This window comes from Sulfitobacter alexandrii (genome assembly GCF_001886735.1).
In the GTDB taxonomy this organism is placed as follows: Bacteria; Pseudomonadota; Alphaproteobacteria; order Rhodobacterales; family Rhodobacteraceae; genus Sulfitobacter; species Sulfitobacter alexandrii.
Window position 1 is genome coordinate 455,445 of sequence record NZ_CP018076.1, and the last position, 23,422, is coordinate 478,866.

21 protein-coding genes are annotated in these 23,422 nt (G+C 66.0%); 17 read left to right on the plus strand and 4 right to left on the minus strand.

Annotation, left to right across the window (positions count from 1 at the left end; all coding sequences use genetic code 11):
* The first annotated feature begins 41 nt into the window (after window positions 1-41).
* The 5 genes from BOO69_RS02335 (at window position 42) to BOO69_RS02355 (ending at window position 4,964) form a co-directional block, all read left to right on the plus strand.
* Window positions 42-470 carry a Rieske 2Fe-2S domain-containing protein gene (locus BOO69_RS02335; RefSeq protein WP_071969946.1) on the plus strand — a complete coding sequence of 143 codons (429 nt, stop codon included), beginning with the start codon at window positions 42-44 and terminating at the stop codon, window positions 468-470.
* The gene (locus tag BOO69_RS02340) at window positions 467-1,693 is read left to right on the plus strand and encodes an aromatic ring-hydroxylating dioxygenase subunit alpha (protein WP_071969948.1); all 1,227 of its coding nucleotides are present in this window, start codon (window positions 467-469) and stop codon (window positions 1,691-1,693) included. Before BOO69_RS02335 ends, BOO69_RS02340 begins: the two co-directional genes overlap by 4 nt.
* Before the next feature lie 7 nt (window positions 1,694-1,700).
* A complete protein-coding gene (locus BOO69_RS02345) occupies window positions 1,701-3,161 on the plus strand; it encodes a glutamine synthetase family protein (RefSeq protein ID WP_071969950.1) in 1,461 nt (486 codons plus the stop codon).
* Window positions 3,162-3,163: 2 nt separating this feature from the next.
* Window positions 3,164-3,817, plus strand: coding sequence for a hypothetical protein (locus tag BOO69_RS02350; protein WP_071969952.1), 654 nt, complete (start codon window positions 3,164-3,166; stop codon window positions 3,815-3,817).
* 196 nt (window positions 3,818-4,013) lie between these two features.
* A complete protein-coding gene (locus BOO69_RS02355; protein WP_071969953.1) occupies window positions 4,014-4,964 on the plus strand; it encodes a ketopantoate reductase family protein in 951 nt (316 codons plus the stop codon).
* A gap of 36 nt (window positions 4,965-5,000) precedes the next feature.
* On the opposite strand, the gene BOO69_RS02360 is transcribed toward BOO69_RS02355, so the two are convergent.
* Entirely contained in the window at window positions 5,001-5,774 is a 774-nt protein-coding gene (locus tag BOO69_RS02360) for a class II aldolase/adducin family protein (RefSeq protein ID WP_237267547.1), read from the minus strand.
* A 237-nt stretch (window positions 5,775-6,011) separates the two neighbouring features.
* On the opposite strand from BOO69_RS02360, the gene BOO69_RS02365 reads away from it, so the two are divergent.
* From BOO69_RS02365 to BOO69_RS02410, 10 genes are all read left to right on the plus strand, one after another.
* Window positions 6,012-7,109 (plus strand): TRAP transporter substrate-binding protein, encoded by a 1,098-nt coding sequence (locus BOO69_RS02365; protein ID WP_071969955.1) that lies wholly within the window; start codon window positions 6,012-6,014, stop codon window positions 7,107-7,109.
* A gap of 66 nt (window positions 7,110-7,175) precedes the next feature.
* Window positions 7,176-7,757, plus strand: a complete 582-nt coding sequence (locus BOO69_RS02370) for a TRAP transporter small permease subunit (RefSeq protein WP_071969957.1) — start codon at window positions 7,176-7,178, stop codon at window positions 7,755-7,757.
* Window positions 7,754-9,334, plus strand: coding sequence for a TRAP transporter large permease (locus BOO69_RS02375; RefSeq protein ID WP_172839485.1), 1,581 nt, complete (start codon window positions 7,754-7,756; stop codon window positions 9,332-9,334). The genes BOO69_RS02370 and BOO69_RS02375 overlap by 4 nt, the downstream gene beginning before the upstream one ends.
* Window positions 9,335-9,363: 29 nt before the next feature.
* The gene (locus tag BOO69_RS02380) at window positions 9,364-10,542 is read left to right on the plus strand and encodes a thiolase family protein (RefSeq protein ID WP_071969960.1); all 1,179 of its coding nucleotides are present in this window, start codon (window positions 9,364-9,366) and stop codon (window positions 10,540-10,542) included.
* Window positions 10,542-12,164: an AMP-binding protein gene (locus BOO69_RS02385; protein ID WP_071969962.1), complete on the plus strand. Its 1,623-nt coding sequence runs from the start codon at window positions 10,542-10,544 to the stop codon at window positions 12,162-12,164. The genes BOO69_RS02380 and BOO69_RS02385 overlap by 1 nt, the downstream gene beginning before the upstream one ends.
* Window positions 12,161-12,967 (plus strand): enoyl-CoA hydratase/isomerase family protein, encoded by an 807-nt coding sequence (locus BOO69_RS02390; protein ID WP_071969964.1) that lies wholly within the window; start codon window positions 12,161-12,163, stop codon window positions 12,965-12,967. Before BOO69_RS02385 ends, BOO69_RS02390 begins: the two co-directional genes overlap by 4 nt.
* A 112-nt stretch (window positions 12,968-13,079) precedes the next feature.
* A complete protein-coding gene (locus BOO69_RS02395) occupies window positions 13,080-13,709 on the plus strand; it encodes a TetR/AcrR family transcriptional regulator (RefSeq protein ID WP_083545424.1) in 630 nt (209 codons plus the stop codon).
* Between the two features lie 135 nt (window positions 13,710-13,844).
* A complete protein-coding gene (locus BOO69_RS02400) occupies window positions 13,845-14,615 on the plus strand; it encodes an SDR family NAD(P)-dependent oxidoreductase (protein WP_071969968.1) in 771 nt (256 codons plus the stop codon).
* Between the two features lie 58 nt (window positions 14,616-14,673).
* Complete coding sequence (locus tag BOO69_RS02405) at window positions 14,674-15,681, plus strand: phosphotransferase family protein (protein ID WP_071969971.1); 1,008 nt, start codon at window positions 14,674-14,676, stop codon at window positions 15,679-15,681.
* A 182-nt stretch (window positions 15,682-15,863) separates the two neighbouring features.
* On the plus strand, window positions 15,864-17,420 hold the full coding sequence (locus tag BOO69_RS02410; protein ID WP_071969973.1) for a class I adenylate-forming enzyme family protein: 1,557 nt from the start codon (window positions 15,864-15,866) through the stop codon (window positions 17,418-17,420).
* Between the two features lie 99 nt (window positions 17,421-17,519).
* Here BOO69_RS02410 and BOO69_RS02415 read toward each other — a convergent pair whose 3' ends face one another.
* The 3 genes from BOO69_RS02415 to BOO69_RS02425 all read right to left on the minus strand — a co-directional run bounded on the left by BOO69_RS02415 (window position 17,520) and on the right by BOO69_RS02425 (window position 21,098).
* On the minus strand, window positions 17,520-18,779 hold the full coding sequence (locus BOO69_RS02415) for a thiolase family protein (protein ID WP_071969975.1): 1,260 nt from the start codon (window positions 18,777-18,779) through the stop codon (window positions 17,520-17,522).
* On the minus strand, window positions 18,772-19,764 hold the full coding sequence (locus tag BOO69_RS02420; protein WP_071969977.1) for a zinc-dependent alcohol dehydrogenase family protein: 993 nt from the start codon (window positions 19,762-19,764) through the stop codon (window positions 18,772-18,774). The genes BOO69_RS02415 and BOO69_RS02420 overlap by 8 nt, the downstream gene beginning before the upstream one ends.
* A 92-nt stretch (window positions 19,765-19,856) precedes the next feature.
* A complete protein-coding gene (locus BOO69_RS02425) occupies window positions 19,857-21,098 on the minus strand; it encodes a cytochrome P450 (RefSeq protein ID WP_071969979.1) in 1,242 nt (413 codons plus the stop codon).
* Window positions 21,099-21,313: 215 nt separating this feature from the next.
* Between BOO69_RS02425 and BOO69_RS02430 the strand changes: the two genes are divergently transcribed.
* A complete protein-coding gene (locus tag BOO69_RS02430) occupies window positions 21,314-22,075 on the plus strand; it encodes an SDR family NAD(P)-dependent oxidoreductase (protein WP_071969981.1) in 762 nt (253 codons plus the stop codon).
* Between the two features lie 8 nt (window positions 22,076-22,083).
* On the plus strand, window positions 22,084-23,262 hold the full coding sequence (locus BOO69_RS02435) for an acyl-CoA dehydrogenase family protein (protein WP_237267548.1): 1,179 nt from the start codon (window positions 22,084-22,086) through the stop codon (window positions 23,260-23,262).
* Window positions 23,263-23,422: the final 160 nt, after the last annotated feature.

Consider the following 23,422-nt stretch of genomic DNA (forward strand, 5'->3'; position numbering starts at 1 on the left):
TAAAGTTCAAATAACGCACTATTGATGGGCCGTCAACGCGTATGACCGACAGCAGCAAGATCGATACGGACGCCGACAATGCAGAGGGCGACTGGGTCCAGATCGCGGAAGTCGGACAGCTCGACCCGGAGCGTCCGCTGATCCCGGTCACACTTGGCGGCAGACCGTTCGTTCTGTTCCGGGATGACGACGGCCATCTGGGGCTTATCGGCCGGCACTGCCCCCACCGCGGGGCGGATCTGTGCTACGGTCGGCTGGAAGACAGCGGGCTGCGGTGCCCCTTTCACGGCTGGCATTTCGACAGGACCGGCCAATGCGTGGAGCAGCCCGCCGAACCGGAAGGGTCGCAGATGTACAAGGCCATCAAGGTGCCGATGGTGCCCGTCAGGGAAGAAGAGGGCCGAATTTTGGCCCGGCGCGTTCTCCCTCGGGAGGACGCCCGCGCAACCGCAGGAAAGGATCGACCATGATCAGTCAGGAACTCAACGACCGCATCACCCGGGTCGGCCCGGGAACGCCGGCGGGTGCCGTTTTGCGGCGCTACTGGCAGCCTGCGGCGCTGAGCGACGAGATGGCGCGCGGACTGCCGCTGGCGGTGAACCTGTTGGGCGAACGGCTTGCGCTGGTGGCCGATGATCGCGGCGGCCTGCAGCTTGTGCCGCGCGAAGCCGCCGCCGACGAGGCGCCGAGCCATTCACCCGACCCGTCCGAGATCGTGCTGGTCAAGGGGGGGCCGGTGTACCCGGCGCAGGAAAGAAACGGCGTGGTGTTCGCCTACCTCGGTCCCGACACGCCGCCCTCCTTTCCCGAGTTCGACTGCTTCCGCGCGCCGGAAAGCCATGTCTTCGCCTTCAAGGGCCTGTGGGAATGCAACTGGCTGCAGGCCCTGGAAATCGGGATCGACCCGGCACATGCGTCGTTCCTGCATCGGTTTCTCGAGGACGAGGATCCCGGCGACGGCTACGGAAAACAGTTCCGCGACCGGGCGGCCCACACGAACATGCCGATGACACAGGTGTTGCGCGAATATCCGCGCCCCGACATCCAAGTGGAAGAGACCGACTTCGGCCTCAAGATCGTGGCCCTGCGCCACATGGAAAACGAACTGACCCACGTGCGCGTGACGAACCAGATCTTTCCCGACGCGATCTGCATTCCGATGTCGCGCGAGATGACGATCACGCAATGGCATGTGCCGATCGACGATGAGAATTGCTATTGGGTGTCGATGTTCACCAGTTTCGGTGCGCCCGTGAACAAGGACGTGATGCGGGCGCAGCGTCTGGAAGAGCACGAACTGCCGACATACGCGCCGAAGAAGAACCGCGATAATCGCTATGGATACAACCCGGCCGAGCAGCAGAGCACGACCTACACGGGCATGGGGCTGGACATCAACGTCCACGACCAGTGGGCGGTCGAGGGCATGGGCGCCATTCAGGACCGCACCCAGGAGCATCTGGGGCGCAGCGACGTTGCCATCGTCCGGTACCGTCGGCTCTTGCGGAAGTGCATCGCGGCGGTGGAGGAGGCCGACGAGGCCGTGCTGCCGATGCGCGGGCAGGCGGACCTGTGCGCCCTGAAGGGGCCGCTATCGAACGATGCGATCGCGGAGACGCGTGATTGGTCCGGGGCAAACCACGCCGCCGACATGGCGCGGCGGGCGGCCTGCCCGTGGGACGCGACCGTCTGATCCGGGGATGAAAACGCAAAGACATTCCCGCATCGGCGCAGGAAAACTGGCGCAGATGGGCCTGCTGGACGATGACGCGCAGCGTCAGGCGGCAGAGTTGCTGGACCGGGTCGAGGCCGACGGACTGGAAACCGTGCGGCTCGCCTTTTCGGACCAGCATGGCATCCTGCGGGGCAAGACGCTGGTGGCATCTGCCCTTGAATCCGCATTCGTCTCGGGGTTGGGGCTGCCCTCGACCCTGCTGCTGAAGGACACGGCGCACCGGACGGTTTTCGATGTCTGGTCCGGTCGGGACGACCTCGACGGGTTGACGCTGAGGGGCGCCAGCGACGTTCTTCTGGTGCCGGATCCGGCGGCGTTCCACAAACTCGACTGGGCGCCGAAGAGCGGGCTGCTTCTGGGTGACGTCGTGCTGCGCGACGGCGCGCCCATCCCCTTTGCCCCGCGGCATGTGCTGCGCACGGCGGTGGAACGGCTTGCGGGAACGGGCCATGTCGCGATGATGGGGCTGGAAGTGGAGTTTCAGGTGTTCGAGCGCATCGACGCGCGGCTCGACCATGGGCAGGCGACGATGCCGGGCGCGCCGGTCGCCACCCGCAACACGACGCAGGGCTATCAATACCTGACAGAGACGCGCTACGGCGAGGCGGAGGCGCTTCTCGACGCGCTGCGCCGTGCGGCCGAGGTGATGGGCCTTGCGCCGCGCTCGGTCGAGATCGAGATGGGGCCGAGCCAGTACGAATTCACCTTCGACGCGTCCGACCCGATGGAGCAGGCCGACCGGTTCGTGCTGTTCCGTACCATGGTCAAGGAAGTCTGCCACGCCCGTGGGCTGCACGGCAGTTTCATGGCCAAGCCCGGACTGCCCAACGCTGCGGCCAACGGCTGGCACATCCATCAGTCCCTCGTCTCGGCCAAGGATGGTGTTCCGGCATTCATGCCCGAGCAGGACGGGATCCCCACGCCGGCGGCCGAGGGGTGGATCGCGGGGCTGCTGGAACATGCCGCGGCGAGTTGCCTGCTCACGACGCCGACGGTCAACGGCTACAAGCGCTACACGCCGTTCCAGCTTGCGCCGAACCGCATCCAGTGGGGCACGGACAACCGCGGTGCGATGATCCGGGCGCTGATGTTCAGGGGCGACAGGGCGAGCCGGATCGAGAACCGTGCTCCGGATTCCACCGCCAACCCTCATTACGCGCTGGCCGCGCAGATCCTGTCGGGGCTGGACGGGCTGCAACGCAAGGCCAGACCGCCTGCACCGACGTCAAATCCCTATGAGGGCGCCGCGCTCTTGCCGACAAGCCTCGGCGCCGCCATCGACGCGTTCGAGGCAAGTCCCCTGTTCCGCCAGACGCTTGGCGAGGGGTTCGTTTCCTATCTCGGCCATCTCAAACGGGCGGAATGGGACCGTTACCTCATGACCGTTTCGGACTGGGAGCAGGCCGAATACTTCAACCTGTTCTGACAATGGCCGATCCGCAACCCGTCGTTGGCCGCTTCTTCGAGGACACGGCGGATGGCTATTTCCAGTTGCACGACACGCTCGCGCAGGTGCTGGCGCGCCACGGGTTCGCCAGCGCTTGGATCGTGCTGACACATGCCCCGATCATGGCCCTGCCTGATGTGCCGCGCCATGCACCCGTGCCCCTGCGCCTGCCGCGGGGCGCTGCCGGCACGCTGCGCCATGCCGCGTTGATCGCGGAGACCCGGGGCGACAGCGCGCGGTTGCGGGGCCGGGCGACGTGGTCCTGGCTCGACCGGCGGCCCGCCGAAGCGGTGTTCGACCCGAACTGGCGCCTCGCGGAGCCCGCGTTTCTCTGCGGTATCGGTTTTCAGGCGGGCACGCTGGAAGTCCCCGGTTTCGGCCGCCTGACCGCGGCCGGGCCGACCGGCGCCTTCGCCATCGGCGACCCGGGAATTGCCGCCCCGGACCGGGGCAGGTCGGGCAGGGTTCGCGCCTGGGCGATGGACGGCCTTGAGATACTGAACGCGGCAGCACACCCCGGCGGCGTCTGCTACGGCGAAACGCCGGGGCCGGATTGTTCGTCGCCCGCCATCCTCGTGGATACCGCCGACAGCGACACCGCGGCGGCAGCGGCGCGCCTCGCGGCGGAGCGGTAGGCGGCACGGCTGATAAGAACCGATGCCGCCGGCAGGGTCATCGCGATCTGGCTCTTTCCCTAACAATCGTTTGGCAAACTGACCGGAATGGTGTTTCCTGCCGCAGGTACGGCCCGCCCGGGCCGATACCGAATTTCACGGGGGCAGACATGCACAACAGATTCTCAGACACGTCCTGCACGCGGGATGCAGCGTTGTGACCTTGCGGATCGGGATCGTCGGCGCGGGCGCCATCGGCGGGTTCTTTGCTGCCCACCTTGGCCAGGCCGGTGCGGAAATCCGGCTGCTGGCGCGGGGGGCGACACTGGCCGCGCTGCGCGAGAAGGGCGTGCAGCTCGAGCACGACGGAGGCCGCATTCACATGGAGCCGACCGTCGTTTCCGACGATCCGGCGCAACTGGGTCCGGTGGATATCCTGATGATAACGGTCAAGGGGCAGGACACCGCGGCGGCGATTGCCAACCTCGATCCGATGATCGGGCCGGAGACCCGTCTTCTCAGCCTGCAGAACGGATTGGCGGGTCTCGAGGTCATGGCGGACACCTATGGCGCAGACCGCGTGTTCAGCGGCATCACCTATGTGCCCGCCGGCGTGACCGAGCCGGGGCAGGTGCGCCACACCGGGGCCGTCACCCGAACCCTGTTCGGTCCCTACGTGGCCGGCGCGGCGCATCCGAACGGGCCGCGGCTTGCCGAACTGGGTGCGGCCGCAGGTCTCGACATGTCCTACCTCGAAGAGCCGCTGCCGGAAATCTGGGCAAAGTTCGTCATGCTGGCCCCGTTCCACATCGTATGCGCGCTCACCCGCGCGCCGCTGGGCGCATGGATCGACTGCTCCGAGACCCGCGAGGTCTACCGCGCAGCGATGGCGGAAGTGGCGGCGCTGGCACGAGCGCGCGGTGTCGATCTGCCTGCCGACATCGTCGATCGCCACCTCGCGTTTTCCGTCTCGCAAGCCGACCGGCGGACGCGCGCGTCGATGCTCGACGACCTTGAACGTGGCCGCGCGACCGAGCTCGAGGCGACCGTGGGCTGGCTGGTGCGCGAGGCCAGGCGCCTTTCGGTGCCGGTGCCCGTCCACGACATGGGCTACGCGCTGCTCAAGCCTCTGTCGGCGGGACGCCCCCCGGCGGGGAGCGCCGCGTGACGTGGCAGCGCACCGCGTCGCGCCGAGGCATACAGATCAAACGGCGTATTCTGCTCCCAGCCGATCCAGCCGCCGCTTAAGCGCGGCGAACTCCCGCGTGCCAAGATCAGCACCCAGTCCGGTCATGGCCTGCTTGTGCGCCAGCTGCTGCACCTCTTTCGGCGGAATATGAAGCGACCCTGCGGCCTGGGCCGCGATCTGGATGCGGCAGGCCTGCTCCAGGTAGAACATCATGATGAACGCCTCGGGGATCGACCGGCCACACGCCAGCAGACCGTGGTTGCGCAGGATCAGCATGTGCCGTTCCGGACCAAGGTCGGCCAGCAGCCTCTGCTGCTCTTCCATGTTCAGGGCCAGACCCTCGAATTCATGGTAACCGATCAGATCCCAGTAGAGCAGGCTGGTCTGGCTCAGGGGTAACAACCCCTCCGCCTGCGCTGATACGCCGACGCCGGCAGTGGTGTGGGTGTGGATGATGCAGGTGAGATCCGGCCGTTCGCGGTGCACGCAGGAGTGGATCACGTAGCCCGCCGGATTGATGTTCTCCTCGGTCTTGTCGATCTTGTTGCCGTCAAGATCGACCTTGATCAGAGAAGATGCCGTGACCTCCTCGTAGAGCACGCCGAAAGGGTTCAGCAGGAAGTGTTCCTCGGGCCCCGGCACACGCGCCGAGATGTGGTTGTAGATCAGGTCATCCATCCCGAAATGCGCGATCAGGCGGTAGGCCGCGGCGAGGTCGACTCGGACCTCCCATTCCGCATCCGACATGCCGGCGGGCTTGGTACCTTGTGTACCCATAGTCTGTTCCATGTGCGTATCCCTTTGATGTTTAAAGGTTATTGCATTCCGCGGGGCGGCTCCTCCCGGTTCCCGCTGGCGGTGAATCTGCATGGTTGCGCAAATTTTCTGTTGCGAGATTACACATTCGGCGTAACATGAACAGGCGTTTGTTTGGCAAAAGGAAGGACGGCCTTCGCCGGGCGACGCAACGACGGGCCGCAAGACGGCCTCGAAACAGCGGTCGGACGCCGCTCAGGGAGGAAACAGATGAAACTCAATCGACGCACGTTCTTCAAATCGGGCGCTCTCGGGGCGGGGGCCATGACCCTGGCCGCGCCCGCAATCGCACAGAATCGGCGGGAACTGACGATGGTCATGGCTTGGCCGCACAATTTCCCGGGGCTGGCTTCCATCGCGTATAATTTTGCCAAGTACGTCGAGGAACTGTCGGACGGTTCGATCACCATCAACGTCAACGCGGCGGGTGAACTTGTCGGCGCCTTCGAGGTGTTCGATGCCGTGGGCCAGGGGACGGCGGATTTCTACCATGCCTCGCCGATGTTCCTGGCGGGCAAGTGGCAGCCGGTCACGTTTTTCGGGCTGGTGCCCTTCGGGCTGAACGCGAACGAACACTGCGCCTGGATGTATTTCGGCGGCGGCGAGGAGCTGCAGGACAAGCCCTACCGCGAGATGTTCAATCTCAAGGGGTTCACCTGCGGTCACACGGGTACGCAGATGGCCGGCTGGTTCAACGAGGAAATCAATTCCCTCGACGACTTCAAGGGCGTCAAGATGCGCAGCTCCGGCATCGCGGGCGAAGTGATGCGCCGTGTCGGCGCCAGCGCGGTGATGATTCCCCCGCAGGAGATCTTCACCTCCCTGCAGTCGGGGGCCATCGACGCGACCGAGCTCTGCTGTGCATGGCTGGACAGCGCCAACGGCTTCCATCAATACGCCAAGTACTACTATGCGCCCGGCTGGCAGGAAGTGAACAGCGCCGGCGAGATCGGCATGAACGCGGACCTCTGGGACGATTTCAGCGCGCACGAAAAGGTCATCGTCCGTCACGCGGTGCAGTCCGCGAACTCCATCAACATCGGCGAATGGCCCTACTACAACGCCCGCGCGATGGACACACTGCGCAACGACCACGGCGTCGATGTACGGCTCTATCCCGATGACGTGCTCGAAGCTCTGGCGATCACCTCGGCCGAAGTCGTGGCTGAACTGGGCGAAACGGACGACTACGCGCGCGATATCTACGCCAGCTGGAAGGAATACCGCGACACCGCGCTGCGCTATTCCGCGCTGGTGGATTACCCGCTCTATCGCGCGCGCAAGATCGCTTTCGAAGCCGGGGCCTGAGGCCCACCCAAGCAATCGTGCGGCGCCCGAAGGGGCGTCGCCGCCATTTTTCCGGGGTGATCCGACTTGCGCTACCTAGACCTGCCAATCGCGATCCTTGACGCGGTGACCGCCGCGATCGGGCGCGCCTTTTCATGGCTGACGCTGTTCATGGTGCTGATGACATTCGTGAACGTGCTGCTGCGATACGTTTTCGGGCTGTCGGTCGTGGCGGCCCATGAAACGGTGATCTACGCCTTCGGCATCGTCATGACAGGCGTCGGCGGCTGGGCGCTGCTGACCGACCAGCACGTCCGGATCGACGTGTTCTACGGCGGCATGAGCGCACGCGCCAAGGCCATCGTGAACGTGGGCGGCACCCTGCTGTTCCTCGCGCCGCTGCTCTACGTGATCGCGTCGCGGTCGGTGGATTACGTGGCCCGGTCCTGGAAGGTGCGCGAAGGCTCCGCGGAGATCGCCGGGCTGGATTACCTTTACGTCCTCAAGAGCTTCATTCTCGTCTTTGTCGTTGTCCTGGGGCTGCAGGCCATTTCCTTCTTCCTGCGGAACCTGCGCATCCTCGTGCTGGGCTACGACCCCGCGCCCCCACCGCGGGTGGAGGATGTGACCGTCGGTGACAACCCGCTGACCGGGCAGGAAAAGTCATGATCGCCGAATACCTCGAACTGTTCCTTTTCCTCGCCATTTTCTTCCTGATCCTGCTGGGATTTCCGGTGGCCTTCACGCTGGCCGGGGTTGCGCTGATCTTCGCGGTGATCGGCTACTGGCTTGGCGAATTCCAGCTGCGGCAGCTCAGCTTTCTGCCGCAACGCATCTTCGGCACGATGTCCAGCGAGGTTCTGATCGCGGCGCCGATGTTCATCTTCATGGGGCTGGTGCTGGAGCGGTCCAAGGTCGCTGCCGACCTGTTGACGTCCATGGCCAAGCTGTTCCGCGGCATGCGGGGCGGGCTGGCCCTGTCGGTGGTGCTGGTCGGGATGCTGATGGCCGCGTCGACCGGGATCGTCGGCGCGACGGTCGTCACCATGGGATTGATCGCGCTTCCGGTGATGCTCAAGGCAGGCTATGACCCGCGCCTCGCCACCGGGACGATTTGCGCCAGCGGCACGCTGGGGCAGGTGATCCCGCCGTCGATCGTGCTGGTTTTCCTGGGCGACGTACTGACCTACGCGAACCAGCAGGCCAACCTCAAGGCCGGGAATTTCGCGGGCAAGTCCGTGGGCGTGGGCGATCTCTTTGCCGGATCGCTGATCCCGGGTCTCGTGCTGGTGGCGCTCTACGCGATCTACATCATCACCGTGGCCTGGCTGAAACCGGAGATCGCGCCGATCCCCGAACCCGAAGAGGGTGAAGAAGGGCTCAGCCGCGCGGAAAGCCTCAAGCTGCTTCTGAACGGGCTGCTGCCGCCCGGACTTCTGATCATCGCGGTGCTGGGGTCGATCCTGTCGGGTATCGCCACGCCGACGGAGGCCGCAGGCGTCGGCGCGGTCGGCGCGCTGATGCTGGCCGCGTCGCGCGGAAGGCCCCGGTTGGCCTGGGTCTTCCGGGCGGGCGTCGTGGCGGCCATCGGCCTCATCCTCCTGAACGTGTTCTTCGACCTCCTGATCCAGCGCAGCGACTTCAGCCCGACCGAACAGGTTGCGGTCTGGGGGGCGATGCTGCTGGTGGCGGTGGTGATCGTCGCCGTGCTGGTCGCCTGCTGGGTGCTCTTCCGGGACGGTCAACTGGCCCCGGTCGCGGAACAGACCGGCCTGATTACCGCGATGATCTTTGCAGTCCTGGTGGGCGCGAGCCTGTTCTCGCTGGTGTTCCGGGGTCTGGGCGGCGAGGAAACGGTGCACCACCTGCTCGACGCCCTGCCGGGCGGATTGTTCGGCGCGATGGTCTTCGTGATGTTGCTGATGTTCGTCATGGGCTTCTTCCTCGACTTCCTCGAGATCATTTTCATTCTGGTGCCCATCGTGGGACCGGTGCTGATCCTCATGGGGGCGGACCCGGTCTGGCTGGGCGTGATGATCGCGGTGAACCTGCAGACATCCTTCCTGACGCCGCCTTTCGGCTTCGCGCTTTTCTTCCTGCGCGGCGCGGCCCCGGCGAGTGTCCAGACCTTCGACATCTATCGTGGCGTGATGCCCTTCATCGCACTGCAACTGATCGGACTTGCATTGATCGCGGTCTTCCCGGCCCTGGCCACATGGCTGCCGGATTACCTCTTCTCCAAGTGACCGCGACCGAGAGACAAAGGAGCGACTGAATGACGGAAACAGTATTGGCCGGTGGCCTGCGTACGGCGCTGGGGGCCTTCGGTGGCAGCCTCGCGGGGCTCGAAATGACCGAAATGGCGGGCCGCACCGCGGCCGCTTGCATGGCGGACGCCGGGATCGCCCCTGAAAAGGTGGACCACATGGTCTTTACCACCACGGTTCCGTCGGACCGCGACAGCCTGTTTGCGGCGCGGGTGGTGGGCGTCAAGTCCGGGATCCCCGAATCCGCCGGTGCGCTGGGCGTGATACGGGCCTGTGCCTCGGGCCTGCAATCCCTGCTTTCCGCGGGCCAGCAGGTGGACAGCGGACATTCGAAAATCGCGCTGGCAGGCGGCGCGGAAAGCTATTCACGCGCGCCCCACGCCATCACCACCCTGCGCGGCGGTACGCCACGCGGCCCGGCGCAGATCGAGGACATGCTCGACTGGGCCTACCGTTGCCCTTTCTCGCAGGAATACATGGGCGATACCGCCGAGAACCTCGCAGATGACTACCAGTACACCCGCGACGCGATGGACACCTGGGGCGCGATGAGCCAGGAGCGCGCGCTCAAGGCCCGCGACAGCGGTTTCCTCGCGCGGCAGATCACGCCGATGACGCTCGAAAGCAGGGATGGTCCGGTCGTCTTCGACACCGACGAATGCCCCCGAGCCGATGCAACCGCCGAAAAGCTGGCCCGCTTGCGGCCCGCCTTCCGAAAGGACGGCCGCGTGACGGCGGGCAATGCCTCCACCGTGAACGATGCGGCGGCCTTCATGCTGGTCGGGGACCGGACCGCGCTGGAGAACGAGGGTGTCGCGCCCCGCGCCCGGATCACCGACTGGACCGTGGTCGGGGTTCCCGCCCGCATCATGGGGCACGGACCCGTGCCCGCGATCAACGCCTTGCTGGAGAAGACTGGCCTCGCGCTGTCCGATATCGACTACTTTGAAATCAACGAGGCCTTCGCCGCCGTCAACATCCACGCCGAGGCGCAGCTCGGCATTCCGCGCGACCTGCACAATCTCTACGGTGGGGGCATTTCGCTTGGCCATCCGCCGGGTGTCACGGGGGTGCGCATGGCCCTGACCGCGATGCAACATCTGGAGGACACGGGCGGGCGCCGCGCGATCCTGTCGATGTGCCTTGGCGCGGGTCAGGGGATGGCACTGCTGATGGAGCGGATCTGATGCAGACACTCTTTGCCGGACTGGAGGCGGCGGCGGACCGCTGGCCCGATCGTCCCTTCCTCTGCACGCCGCCGCGCCCCGGGCGGGATTACCTGCCCGAGGGATCGGAATGGACCTTCGCGGAAGTGCTGGAGAAGACCCGCGCGCTGGCCGAGACTTGGCGCGCGGCCGGCTGGGGGATGGGCCACCGCGTGGCGCTGGCGCTGGACAACCACCCGGCGCACGTCGTGCATTTCCTCGCGCTGAACGCGCTGGGCGTTTCCCAGGTGCCGGTGAATCCCTACTACCTTCACCACGAACTGACCTACCTGCTTGAGCACTCCGAGGCACAGGCCGCCGTGGCCCTGCCGCACAACCGCGCCCGGCTGGAGGCCGCCGGCGATCTGCCGATCGTCGACTGGGATGACCGGACCGACGTGACCGATTTCGCGCCGCCCCCGCCCCCGGTGCCCGCCGCCGACGGCGCGCCGGGCCGGAACACCGAGATCGCGGTCATCTATACATCCGGAACCACGTCGCGACCCAAGGGCGCGATCCTCGACACGGCCTATGCGGTCGCCGCCGGCCTGTCCTATGCCGAGCACGGCGGGGCGCTGACCCTGCGCCCCGGGGTCGAGCGGATCTTCGTCCCGCTGCCGTTCTTTCACGTCAACGCGGGCATCAACACCCTGACGGCGGCGCTGCTGACGGGAATTTGCCTGATCGTGCCGGACAGATTTCATGCGGAAACATGGTGGGACGATCTACGCGCCACCCGCGCCACAGCCTTCCATTATCTCGGCATCATCCCTCCCGTGCTGATGAAGGCGCCGCCGCGACCCGATGATGCGACCCACGGCCTGCGCTTCGGTCTCGGCGCGGGGATCGATCCGGCGATCCACGCCGCCTTCGAGGCGCGGTTCGCCGTGCCCATGGTCGAGGTGTGGGGCATGACCGAAACCGGTCGTTTCCTCGCAGCCTGCCACGAACCGCGCAAGGTCGACACGCGGGCGTTCGGCCGTCCCATGCCCGGTCACATGGAGGCCCGCGTGGTGGACGAGACCGGCGCCGAAGTGCCGCGCGGCACGGCCGGAGAACTGGTGGTCCGCGCCCCGGGGGACGATCCGCGCGCCGGCTTCTTTGCCGGATATCTCAAGAACGAGGCGGCCACGGCAGAGGTATGGCGCGACGGCTGGTTCCACACCGGGGACGTGGTGACCCAGGACGAAAGCGACATGCTGTGCTTTCTCGAGCGATCGAAGAACCTGATCCGGCGGTCGGGCGAGAACATTTCAGCCGCCGAAGTCGAGGACGCCCTGATCGACCATCCCGCCGTGGGTCAGGTCGCGGTGCTGTCCGTTCCCGACCGGATGCGCGACGAAGAGGTGATGGCCGTCATCGTGCCCGTCGCGGGTCACGCGCCGGATCACCAGACCGCGACCGCGATCCTCGATTTCGCGCGGGACCGGCTGGCCTACTACAAGCTGCCCGCCTGGGTCGTGTTCCGCGACAGCCTGCCTGTCACCGGGACCCAGAAAGTCCAGAAGCACAAGCTTTTCGAACCCGGCGCTGACCCTTGCGCGCATCCCGGAGCGATCGACCTCAGGACAGAAAAATCGAACCGGCGAAAGGAAAAGGCATGAGCGATCAGGGCGGTACCATCACGCTGGACCGGCAGGGGCCTGTCGCGATCCTGCGTTTCGGCAATCCCGACGCGGGTTACATGGATCCGGGCACCGAATCCGCGCTGCCCGGCATGCTGGACGCGGTCGAGGACGACCCGGCGATACGCGCAGTGGTCCTGACCGGCGCGCAGGACGACGTGTTCATACGGCACTACGACGTCAAGGTGCTTGAAAAGCGCAGCCGCAAGATGGCCGAACGAGGCCTGACCTTCGACACCGAGAGGCCGGTGCCGGAACCGGCCCTGCACCAGTGCATGCGACGGATCGAAACCAGCGCCAAACCCTATATCGCGGCGATCAACGGAACCGCCATGGGGGGCGGCTTCGAACTGGCCCTCGCCTGCGACATGCGCTTCGCGCAGGCAGGCGACTACCCGATCGGTCTCCCCGAGATCCGCATCGGTCTCCTGCCCGGCGCAGGCGGGACGCAGCGGCTCACGGCGCTGATCGGGCAGGCCCGCGCGCTGGAGTTCATGCTGCTGGGGCGCACGTTCGATCCGGGCCGCGCGGCGGAGCTGGGGATGGTCAACGCCTGCGTGGATGGGCCCGTTCTGGATCACGCCCTGCGCATCGCCGAAGAACTCGCCGCGCTGTCGCCGCGCGCGCTGGCGCAAATCAAGCGCCTGATCCGCCGGGCCACCCCCGATCCGGACGCGCTGGCAGATGAACGGACCCTGTTCTGCGACCTCATGGTTTCGCCCGAGGCGCTGGAACTGATGGGCAGGATGAACAGCAACGACAGCGACATCCGCACACCCTGAACCCCTGTTCGTCGCGACGGAACCGTGCGAAACAGTTGCCAACCCGCCCTTCCATCGCGAAAATGGCCCCGCCCGTCGACGACCGGACGCCCCAAGCAAAGAGATCAGCCCCTTGAGACCAAGACCCAAGCAGGAAACGACCGAAAAGCCCGCAACGTCGCCCCGGCCCGCACGCGGCAAGGGCGGCAAGAACCGGCGCGAGGACATCCTGCGCGCCGCCGGTACGCTGATGGCGGCCAAGGGCTACGATGCCACCTCGATGCGCGACATCTCGGCCGCGGTGGGGATGCTGCCCGGTTCGGTCTACTACCATTTCCCCTCCAAGGAGGCGCTCTTCGTCGAACTGCACAATGACGTGGTGCAGACCATGACGGCGCGCGTCCTCGCCGCTCTCGAAGGGGTCGACGACCCCTGGGAGCGCCTGCGCCTTTCCGCACGCGCCCACCTCGAGGGACTGATCCAGAACGACAACCTCGTGGCCATCGTTTCGCCCCAGTTCATCGGTGGCGAAAAGGAGGTGGCGCAGGTCGTCACCGATCACCGCCGCACCTACGAGCAGATCTTCCGCGACATTTTCGAGGCGCTGAACCTGCCGGAAGGGGCCGACCCTACCATCCTTCGGCTCGGCCTGTTCGGATCGCTGAACTGGGTGCCGGTCTGGTACGAAGGCGACGGGCGGCGCAGCCCCGCAGAGATTTCCGACCAGTTCGTGGCCACGCTCAAGAGCGCCTACGCCGCGTGAATCGCGCGGGCCGGCCCGCCCGTGCGCCCCGGTAACGCCGGGGCGATCCTGATACCTTCAGAAGCCCGGTCGCATTGACAGCGAATCCGTGCATTGTTAAAAAACAATCGTTCGTTTGATATTTGGGGAGCCGTGATGAACAAGGTCGAACAGACAGCGAATTGGCCCGGCCTCTCGGGCAGCGCCGCCCTCGTCACCGGTGCGTCCTCGGGCCTCGGGGTCCACTTTGCGCACCTGCTGGCGGGGCAGGGGGTCCGGGTCACCTTGGCGGCGCGCCGCGCCGACCGGCTGGAAACCGTCTGCCGCGAGATCCGCGATGCGGGTGGGCAGGCCGACGCGGTGGAAATGGACGTGTCGGCGCCCCAGTCTGTCGAACAGGCACTTCAGGGCCGCGTCTTCGACATCGTCGTCAACAACGCGGGGACAACGGCTTCGGCATCGGCCCTCGACCTCGATACCGCGACCATCGACCAGATCATCGACATCAACCTCAAGGGGGCGTTCCACGTCGCCCGCACCACGGCGCGCGCGATGAAGGATGCCGGGCGGCCGGGAACCATCGTCAACGTCGCCTCGATCCTCGGGATGCGCGTTGCCGGTCATGTATCCGCCTATGCCGCCTCCAAGGGGGGGCTTTTGCAACTGACGAAATCGCTGGCGCTGGAATGGGCGCGTCACGGCATTCGCGTGAATGCGCTCTGCCCCGGCTATGTGGAGACGGACCTGAACCGCGCCTTCTTCGAGACCGAGGCGGGCGAGGCGCTGATCCGGCGTGTGCCGATGCGGCGGCTGGGTCAGGCCGAGGATCTGGACGGGCCGCTGCTGCTGCTGGCATCCGACCTGGGCCGGTTCATGACCGGCACCGAGATCGCGGTGGACGGCGGCCACCTTGTGTCCTCGCTCTGAGGCAACCTCCGCGTGACGTCATCGCGGAAACATCCATCGCCCGGGAGGGGGCCGAACCATGCAGGATCTGGACGAGAGCGCGCTGGCCGATTGGCTGAAAGACGCCATGCCCGAAGGGGAGGGGCTGTCGACCCGGCGCATCAGCGGCGGACAGTCCAACCCGACGTGGTTCGTGACATGGGGTGACCGGGAACTGGTGCTGCGCAGCAAGCCGACCGGCCCGATCCTGCCGGGGGCGCACGCGATCGAACGGGAATTCCGCGTCATGACCGCACTGCGCGACACGCCGGTGCCCGTGCCGCGCGCGCTCCGTCTGGAAGAAGACCCGGAGGTGCTCGGCGCACCGTTCTACCTGATGGAACGGCTGGAAGGCCGCGTCCTCAGCGATTGCACGCTGCCGGGCATGACACCGCAGATGCGCCGCGACACCTACCTCGAAATGGCCCGCACCCTGGCCCGCCTGCATGCGGTCCGTCCGGAGAAAGTGGGCCTCGAAGACTTCGGTCGCCCCGGCAACTACTTCGAGCGGCAAATTCGCCGCTGGACCCGCCAATACGAGGAGTCCGAGACCGAACGTCTGCCCCGCCTCGACCGCCTGGCCCGCTGGCTGTCCGAAAACACGCCGCCGGACGACGGGGTCGTGGCCATTGCCCACGGTGACTTCCGGCTGGGCAACCTGATGTATCATCCCGACCGTCCCGAGGTGGTCGGCGTCCTGGACTGGGAACTTTCCACCCTGGGACATCCCCTGGCCGACCTCGGCTTCTGCGTCATCCCCTGGCATTCCTCACCCGAAGAGTACGGCGGCATCCTCGGCACCGGATGGGAAGACAGCGGAATCCCCACGCGCGCGGAATTCGTGGAGGAATATTTCCGTTACAGCGACCTCGATGCGCCGCTCCTGCCGTTCCATGTGGCCTTCGCCCTGTTCCGGTTCGCGGTGATCTTCATCGGCATCGCCGACCGCGCCCGTCGCGGGAACGCGGCCTCGGACGAAGCCGAAGCGCTCGGCCCGCTTGCGGACAGGTTCGCCGCACGGGCGCTGGACATTCCGGGAGTAGGCTGAATGACGGCGCTCCCGGTCCGCAATTCACCCCTGCGTCAAAAACTCCATCGGGCGCGCCCTGAACAGGCGGCGCCGGAAAGCCTGCCACGCAACGGACGTGTGCATCCGCGAAACGCACTGGCGTGCGCAAGCCGGGCAAACGGGCCCGGACGCGGATCGCACCATCATGAAAGGACACAGCCATGACGGATATGCTCGACGACCCGCAGGTCTATCTTCCAGACCTTTTCGCGACCCACGCACGGCACTACCCCCGCAAGACCGCCATCGTCTGCGGGGACGATACCCGGACCTGGGGGGATTTCTCGGCAAACGTGAACCGGGTGGCGCATCACCTCATCGACCAGGGCGTCGGCAAGGGCGACATGGTCGCCGTGATGATGGGTAACGCCATCGAGACGCTCGAGGCGATCTTCGGTGTCGTCCGGGCAGGGGCCTGCGTCGTGCCTCTCTCGGGGTTGTTGACCAGCGACCAGCTGGGCGGGCTTCTGTCCGACAGCGGCGCGGTGGTGGCGATCGTCTCCGATGCCTTCCGCGACCGCGTCGAACCGTTGCGCGCGGGGTCCGGCGCCGTCCGGCACTGGATTTCCCACGGTTTCTCCGGCGACGGCTGGTATCCGCTTGCGGACGTCCTGCAAGGCGACCGCACCGGTGCGCCCGACGTCCGCCACGCGCTGACCGATCCGTTCAACCTGATCTATTCTTCCGGCACCACGGGCTTGCCCAAGGGGATCCTGCAAACGCACCGCGCGCGGCTGCACTGGGCGTTTTCCAATGCGGTCGAAATGGGCTTTGGCGCATCCAGCCGCGCGCTGGTGACGACACCGCTCTATTCCAACGGAACATGGCTGATGATGCTGCCGATCCTGTTCGCGGGGGGCACATTGCACGTGATGCCGGGCTTCGACGCGGCCGGCTTCCTCGACATCGTCGAACGCGAGCGCATCACCCATACATTCATGGTGCCGGCGCAATACATCATGGTGCTGGATCAGCCCGCGCTGGACAAGGCCGACCTGTCCAGCCTGCAGACCGTCCTTTCTGCGGGATCGCCGCTGCGGCGGAACACCAAGCGCGAGGTGATGGACCGCATATCGCCCGGACTTTACGAACTCTACGGCTACTCCGAAGGGTTCGCGTCGATCCTGCGGCCTCACCAGCATGACGAGAAGTTCGACACCGTCGGCACCCCGGTGATCGGGTTCGAGGTCTGCATTCTCGATGACGAAGGCAACGAGATGCCGACCGGCGAAGCGGGCGAGATCGCGGGATACGGCGCCGGGATCATGTCCCGGTATCATGGCCGCGCGGAACAGACGGCCGAACTGATCTGGCGCGATGCGCGCGGGCGTACCTTCATCCGGTCGGGAGATATCGGGATGCTGGACGAGGACGGTTTCCTCAAGATCCTCGATCGCAAGAAGGACATGATCATCTCGGGCGGCTTCAACGTGTTCCCGAGCGACGTGGAAGCCATCGTGGGCCAGCATCCCGAGGTCAAGGACGTCACGGTGATCGGAGTGCCCCACGACAAGTGGGGGGAAAGCTGCCTCGCCCTCGTCATTCCCCACGATGCAAACGCCGATTCCGACGCGATACTGGCATGGTGCAACGAGCGGCTGGCCAAGACCCAACGGCTGGTGGGCGTCGAACTGCGCGAGGACTTTCCGCGCAACGCGCTCGGCAAGGTCATCAAGAAGGAACTGCGGGCGCCCTACTGGGAAGGCGTTGACGCCTGAAACCTGCGGGCAGGATATCCTGAAAGAAGAAGGCCCCGGCGACGATCGCCGGGGCCTTTCTCGTAACTGTAGGGCTGCCAGGTCCGGTACGCGAGGCCGTCAGGCTTCCGGCGCTTCGAGCAGGATCACCGAGCAGGCGGCCTCGTCAAAGCCGATCACGCCGCCGCCGTTCTCGGCCATGGCGATCCTCGGGCTGTCGGTCTGACGCTCTCCGGCTTCTCCTCGCAGCTGCAGGCCCAGTTCGTGGATCATCGACAGGCCGGTCGCGCCGACGGGATGCCCCTTGGACACCAGCCCCCCGGACAGGTTCACCGGCAGGCGGCCGCCCAGTCGGGTCGCGCCGCTTTCGACGAGGTCGCCCCCCTTGCCGTCCTCTGCGAACCCCAGCATCTCGAGCTGGAAGATCTCGCAGAACGAAGTCGCGTCATGCAATTCGACAAGGTTCACGTCGGACGGGGACAGGCCGGACTTCGCATAGGCCTTCTGCGCGGCGACGCGGCTCAGGCCGGGTTCGGCGGGATCGCGGTACTTGCCACCCGTCAGCACCGATGCCCGGACCTTCAGGGCGCGGGCGCGGACCTCTGCCGGCTGCCGCGCCAGAAAGTCGCCTGACACGAGTATCGCCGCGGCGGCACCGTCGCCTACCGGCGCGGCCATGGATCGGGTGATCGGCCAGGATACCTCGCGGTCGTTCAGCGCTTCCTCGACCGACACCTCGAAGCGATACTGTGCCTTGGGGTTCATGGACCCGTGCCAGTGGTTCTTGGACGCCGCGATCGCGATCTGCTCCTGCGTGGTGCCATAGGTCTTGATATGCCACGCGGCCTGCATGGCGTAGGTGTCCATGAAGACGGTCCCGCCCGCGCCGTTCGGATCGAAGGGCTTGCCTGCTTCGGCGCCGCGCGCCTTGTAGTAGGCGTGCCATTCCTCCGGATCGAGCTGGTCGATACCGCCCTCGAAGATTTCCAGCGTGCGGCCCGGATCGCCCTGCACAAAGGTCTTTTCGACACCGATGGCCAGAGAGGCCTCCATGTCGCCGGAGGCGACGTCCTTCCATGCCCCGTGAAACGCCATCGAAGCGGTGGCGCAGCCGCCTTCGACATTGATCATCGGCACGCGCTCGGGAAAGAGGCCCTCGCGCACCAGCGGCGTGAAACAGACCTGTCCCCGGATGTTGCGCTGGCCGAAAGTGCCCATGCCGCAGTTGCCGAACCACGCCTGTTCGATGACATCGCCGTTTTCCAACCCCGCATCCGCAAGCACGGCGGTATAGGCTTCGCGGGTCAGGTCCTTGAAGCTGTCACCGGGGCGCTTGCCGAAGGCGGTGCAGGAGGTTGCCAGTACATAAACGTCACGCATCTTTGTCTCCCGTCAACATGATCTTGCCGTTGCGTCCGCCCCGTGCCGCGTGGGACAGCGCGTCGTGAATGCGGTCCAGCGGATAGGCCGCATCGATTTCGGTGTGCAGCACGCCTGCCGCCAGCTTGTCCTCGAGGAACGTGTGCAGGTCGCGCATCTTCTCGGGCGTGGCGGTGCGATACCAGTCGAACAACCAGAAGCCCCGCAGCCGGACGTCGCGAAAGACCATGTCCCGCGCGGCGACACGGTGGTCCTCGCCCGAGAGCAGACCGTAGGTGACGACCGTGCCCCGGTCCGCCACGGCGGCGGCAAGCGCGCCTGTGGACGCGCCGCCGATCGCGTCGAGCGCCAGTTTCGGCGGGGCACCTGCGGCCTCGCGGACCGATTGAGCCAGTTCGTCTCCCCCGTCCGAGACGATCACCGCGTCCGCGCCGTCGTCCTTCAGCGCCCCTACGACGTCATCGCGCCGAACGACGTTCACCGTGCGGATGCCCCTTTCGCGGGCAAAGCGGATCACCATCCGGCCCACGTTGGAATTGGCGGCGTTCTGCACGATCCAGTCCCCTTCGGACAACGCCACCATGTCGGTCAGCAGCAACCATGCCGTGCCCGGATTGGCGCGCATCAGCGCGGCCTGCTGCGGGTCGGCGCCGACGGGCGCCTTGGGGGCCATCCGTTCGTGCAAAATCAGCGTATCGGCCCAGAAACCGCCGCCCACGGGCAGCACCGCGTCGCCAACCGCCAGCCGTGTGACCTCCGGCCCCACCGCATCGACGATCCCGTAGGCGCCGACGCCGGGGGTGGCGGGAAGGTCCATCGGTTCCGCACCGTAGCGGCCTTCGATGGACAGCAGATCGGCGGGATTGATGGTCATGAACCGGGTGCGGACGCGAACCTCTTTCGGCCCCGGCTGCGGGTCCGGTTCATCGACGAGTTCGATAACCTCGGTCGGGGCGCCGTGCCGGCGGAAGATCGCCTTTTTCATCTGTCCGTTTCCTCCCTTGCGCGCGACGATGCCGCGCCGAATGTCGTGGGCCGGCGCTGCGTCCGCCCGCCCTTTGCCGCCCGGCCCTGGCGTCAGCCGTTCAGCCTGACCGGCAGGCGGCGGGTGCCGCGGGGCACCATGGCGTCCAGCCACTCGGGGGGCTCGGCCGGGTTCAGCGTCAGATCGGGGAATCTCTCGAACAGCTTGCGCACGGCGATGCGTCCCTCCTCCCGCGCCAGCTTGGCCCCGAGACACAGGTGAATCCCTTGCCCGAACGTCAGATGCCGGTTCTGATCGCGGGTGATGTCAAACCGGTCCGCGTCGTCGAACATCCGCGGATCACGATTGGCCGAGTTGACCATGACAAAGACGCGCTCGCCCTCGCGCAGGGTGCGCCCGTGCAGGTCGTGGTCCCGCGCCACGACCCGGACCAGTGCATTGGTCGGTCCGTCGAAACGCAGCACTTCCTCGATCATCGGGTCCACCAGTTCGGGGTCCGCGCGCAGGCGGTCCAACTGCTCGGGATGGCGCAGCAGTAGCAGCGTGGCGTTGCCGATCAGGTTGGTGGTGGTCTCATGCCCGGCAAAAAGCACCAAGATGCAGGTCGCCACGAGTTCGTCGTCGCTCAGCTTGTCGCCTTCGTCACGGGCGTTGATCAGGTCCATCAGGAAGCCGGGCTTGGGATTCGCGGTGCGCTCCTCAATCAGCTTGCGGAAGTAGTCCGACATGTGGCGGCAGCCCCGTGCCGCGCGTTCGTACTTGTCGTCCGAATTGCGTGCCCCGCCAATGAAGACGGCCATGTCGTCTGACCATTCCTTGAATTCGTCCAGCATGTCGCGCGGCACGTCCAGAAGGTCCATGATCACGAAAGCGGGCAACTGCAGTGCGTATTCCCGGATCAGGTCGACGTCGTCGGTCCCCGCAGCGGCCAGACGGTCCAGCAGCAGGTCGCTGATCTCGTGGATCTGCGGGCGCATCGTGGCGATGGCATCGGCGGTGAAGGCATGGCGCATGATCCGGCGCACGCGCGTGTGGTCCGGCGGATCGCGGAAGGCCAGCCACAGGTTCAGGTAGTGGACGATGTCGCGCAGCAGCATCGCATCCGCCGGGGGCAGCGATTCATAGAATTGGAGCAACCGGTTGACGGACATCGTGTCGGAAAGAAGCAGATCGCGCACGTCCGTGTAGCGGGTGATGATCCACGACCGGAGCGACGGGCTCCAGTGGACGGGATCCTCCTCGCGCAGGCGGGCGTATACGGGAAAGGGGTCGGCCATCACCGCAGGATCGGTTGGGTCGTAGACAAGCTCCTCGGGGCGCGATGTATCTGGCATGGGCTAACCTCTCGATCGACATTGACAACTACCAAACGTTCGTTTGATATTGTGCATGTTTACGCTGGCTTGTACGTCAGATCAAGCCGGTTCGCGGCGTCGTGGTGAAATTGCATGTCGGCCGGCGGTGCCCGGCAAGGTCCGGTGCCCGGGATGAACGACGGGCGTGGCCGACCGGGCCGGAAATGATACAGGTCTCGAAAAAGGAGCTGAGAATGAAGATTGAAGGACAGGCGGCTGTCGTCACCGGTGGCGCGTCGGGCCTTGGCGGGGCGACTGCCGACCGGCTGGCGCGCGACGGGGCCAAGGTCGCGATATTCGACATGGACGAAGACCGTGGCCAGGCCCGTGCGGAGGCCGTGAAGGGCGCTTTCTTCCGGGTCGATGTCACGGATCCCCAGAGTGTCGAGGCCGGGCTTGCCGAAGCCGAGGCGCGTCACGGCAAGGCGCGCATCCTGGTGAACTGTGCCGGGATCGGACCGGCGGCCAAGGTTATCGGCCGCGACGGTGCCGCCGCCCCGCTCGAGGCATTCAACCGGGTTCTCGGCGTCAACCTGTCGGGCACCTTCAACGTGCTGTCCAAGTTCGCAGCCGCCCTGCAGCAGGCCGATACGGTGGGCGAGGAGCGGGGCATCATCGTCAACACCGCCTCCGTGGCGGCCTTCGATGGGCAGATCGGGCAGGCGGCTTACTCCGCCTCCAAGGGCGGCGTGGTGGGCATGACCCTGCCCATCGCCCGGGAACTGGCGCGCTATGGCATCCGCGTGATGACGATCGCGCCGGGCCTGTTCATGACCCCGATGCTCGAAACCCTGTCGGAGGAAATCCGCGCGTCCCTCGGGGCGCAGGTGCCGTTCCCGCCGCGGCTGGGCGATCCATCCGAATTCGCCGATCTCGTGGCGTCCATCGTTTCCAACCCCATGCTAAACGGCGAAACCATTCGCCTCGACGGCGCAATCAGGATGGCCCCCAAATGACGTTTCAAATGGAAAGGCGCGGAATTTCCGACCGCGCGCTCGATATTGCCGACCGGGTCGAACGCTTCGTGCGCGATCAGGTCGTACCGCTGGAACCCCAAGCGCGGAACAGCGCCCACGGTCCGTCAGAGGCACTTTCCGACCGGCTCAAGGACATGGCCCGCGCCGAAGGCCTTATGACGCCGCACATCCTCGACGATGGCGATCACCTGTCCCAGCGCGAGACCGCGGCGGTGCTGATCCGTTCGGGCCTTTCGCCGCTTGGTCCGCTGGCGCTGCACGTCTGCGCCCCCGACGAGGGCAACATGTTCCTTCTGGGCAAGGTCGCCTCGCCCGAATTGAAGGACAGGTTCCTGTCGCGCATGACGCGGGGCGAGATCCGTTCGGCCTTCTTCATGACCGAACCCGCACAGGAGGGCGGCGCAGGATCCGATCCATCCATGATGCAGACCACCTGCGCGCCGGACGGGAATCACTGGGTAATCAACGGGCGCAAGACCTTCATCACCGGCGCGGAAGGCGCGGGCATGGGGATCATCATGGCCAAGGCCGAAGAGGGTGCGTGCATGTTCCTTGTGGACCTGCCCGATCCCGCCATCCGCATCGACCGGGTGCTCGACACCATCGACAGCTCGATGCCCGGCGGCCACGCCGAGATCACGATCGACAACCTGCGATTGCCGGCCGACCAGATGTTGGGCGAGGCGGGCGAGGGCTTCAAATATGCGCAGGTGCGCCTTGCGCCCGCGCGCCTGAGCCACTGCATGCGCTGGCTGGGTGCCTGCATCCGCGCGCAGGAAATCGCGGTGGACTACGTCAACCGCCGCCACGCTTTCGGGAAACCGCTGATCGACCACGAAGGCGTGGGTTTCATGCTCGCCGAGAACGCGATGGATCTCAAGCAGGCCGAACTCATGGTCTACTGGTGCGCCGATGCGCTCGACAGCGGGTCACAGGGTTCCGTCGAAAGCTCCATGGCCAAGGTCGCCGTTTCCGAGGCGCTGATGCGGGTCGCCGATCGCTGCGTGCAATGCATGGGCGGGCAGGGCGTGACCGGCGACAGCGTGGTCGAACAGGTGTTCCGCGAAGTGCGTGCCTTCCGGATCTACGACGGGCCGACCGAAGTCCACAAATGGAGCCTCGCAAAGAAGATCAAGCGAGGCTGGAAGGATGCGAATCCGGCCTGAACCGCCCTTGCGGAACGGCATTGAAACAAAGGCTTCAGGCGGAAAAACAAACGTTTGGTTTTTTGGTGGACATCGGCCGTCGCGTCTGTAATCCTCTGCCCGAATGCCGAGCCGGCATGAGGACGCGTCCGGCCTTCGGGACCGGTCGCGCCGCGCTTGA

Coding starts and splice junctions, on each gene's coding strand:
- BOO69_RS02375 (WP_172839485.1), top strand. CDS start 7,754: ATGATCGCCGAATACCTCGAACTGTTCCTTTTCCTCGCCATTTTCTTC.
- BOO69_RS02380 (WP_071969960.1), top strand. CDS start 9,364: ATGACGGAAACAGTATTGGCCGGTGGCCTGCGTACGGCGCTGGGGGCC.
- BOO69_RS02340 (WP_071969948.1), top strand. CDS start 467: ATGATCAGTCAGGAACTCAACGACCGCATCACCCGGGTCGGCCCGGGA.
- BOO69_RS02405 (WP_071969971.1), top strand. CDS start 14,674: ATGCAGGATCTGGACGAGAGCGCGCTGGCCGATTGGCTGAAAGACGCC.
- BOO69_RS02335 (WP_071969946.1), top strand. CDS start 42: ATGACCGACAGCAGCAAGATCGATACGGACGCCGACAATGCAGAGGGC.
- BOO69_RS02430 (WP_071969981.1), top strand. CDS start 21,314: ATGAAGATTGAAGGACAGGCGGCTGTCGTCACCGGTGGCGCGTCGGGC.
- BOO69_RS02435 (WP_237267548.1), top strand. CDS start 22,084: ATGGAAAGGCGCGGAATTTCCGACCGCGCGCTCGATATTGCCGACCGG.
- BOO69_RS02420 (WP_071969977.1), bottom strand. CDS start 19,764: ATGAAAAAGGCGATCTTCCGCCGGCACGGCGCCCCGACCGAGGTTATC.
- BOO69_RS02410 (WP_071969973.1), top strand. CDS start 15,864: ATGACGGATATGCTCGACGACCCGCAGGTCTATCTTCCAGACCTTTTC.
- BOO69_RS02400 (WP_071969968.1), top strand. CDS start 13,845: ATGAACAAGGTCGAACAGACAGCGAATTGGCCCGGCCTCTCGGGCAGC.
- BOO69_RS02345 (WP_071969950.1), top strand. CDS start 1,701: ATGAAAACGCAAAGACATTCCCGCATCGGCGCAGGAAAACTGGCGCAG.
- BOO69_RS02350 (WP_071969952.1), top strand. CDS start 3,164: ATGGCCGATCCGCAACCCGTCGTTGGCCGCTTCTTCGAGGACACGGCG.
- BOO69_RS02390 (WP_071969964.1), top strand. CDS start 12,161: ATGAGCGATCAGGGCGGTACCATCACGCTGGACCGGCAGGGGCCTGTC.
- BOO69_RS02365 (WP_071969955.1), top strand. CDS start 6,012: ATGAAACTCAATCGACGCACGTTCTTCAAATCGGGCGCTCTCGGGGCG.
- BOO69_RS02360 (WP_237267547.1), bottom strand. CDS start 5,774: ATGGAACAGACTATGGGTACACAAGGTACCAAGCCCGCCGGCATGTCG.
- BOO69_RS02425 (WP_071969979.1), bottom strand. CDS start 21,098: ATGCCAGATACATCGCGCCCCGAGGAGCTTGTCTACGACCCAACCGAT.
- BOO69_RS02415 (WP_071969975.1), bottom strand. CDS start 18,779: ATGCGTGACGTTTATGTACTGGCAACCTCCTGCACCGCCTTCGGCAAG.
- BOO69_RS02385 (WP_071969962.1), top strand. CDS start 10,542: ATGCAGACACTCTTTGCCGGACTGGAGGCGGCGGCGGACCGCTGGCCC.